Below are 668 nucleotides of genomic sequence, written 5' to 3'. Positions count from 1 at the left end.
AGGCGATCAAGGCGGCCTATAACTGGATCCGGTCGATCGTGGCGGAGGCCGAGATCGGCATGATCTACGAGGGCACGGTCGTGAAGACGATGGAGTTCGGCGCCTTCGTCAACTTCTTCGGCGCCAAGGACGGCCTCGTCCACATCTCCGAGCTTGCCGCCCAGCGCGTCGCCAAGGTCACCGACGTGGTGAAGGAAGGCGACAAGGTGAAGGTGAAGTTCCTGGGGCAAGACGAGCGCGGCAAGATCCGCCTCTCGATGAAGGTCGTCGACCAGCAGACCGGCGAGGATCTCACCGAGAAGCTGAAGGCCCAGCGCGATGCCGACCGCTCGCGCGAGAAGCAGTCCCGCGCCGGCGAGTGATCGGCTCATCGTCGGGACGGAGGCCGGACGGGTCTCCGACCGATGAACGATCGAGAGCGCGGTCCTTCGGGGCCGCGCTTTTTTGCGCGGCTTCATGGTCGCCACCCGCGACACGAGATCTTTCGACGCTGCTGCCGCAGATGGTCGATCCGTGGGAGGCCATGGCGTGAAAGCCGATCGGACGATGGCTGGCGCGGCGTGATGACGGCAACGGTGACGAGGGAGAGCGGTGTGGGTCACCCCTGCCCCTCCGCCCCTGCCGGCTGACCCGCGCTTCTTTCCGGCGATTCCGCCGGCCTTCCCGCC

The 668-nt window shown here is 66.5% G+C and carries 1 protein-coding gene; it reads left to right on the top strand.

Going from position 1 to position 668, the window contains the following annotated elements; genetic code table 11:
- The coding region (locus tag VP06_RS32845; protein WP_048468023.1) for a S1 RNA-binding domain-containing protein at window positions 1–362 on the top strand (362 nt) is incomplete at its 5' end.
- Between the last annotated feature and the right edge of the window lie 306 nt (window positions 363–668).

This window comes from Methylobacterium aquaticum (genome assembly GCF_001043915.1).
In the GTDB taxonomy this organism is placed as follows: domain Bacteria; phylum Pseudomonadota; class Alphaproteobacteria; order Rhizobiales; family Beijerinckiaceae; genus Methylobacterium; species Methylobacterium aquaticum.
Note: the sequence above shows the minus strand (reverse complement) of the source record. Positions and strands in the feature narration are given on the sequence as shown.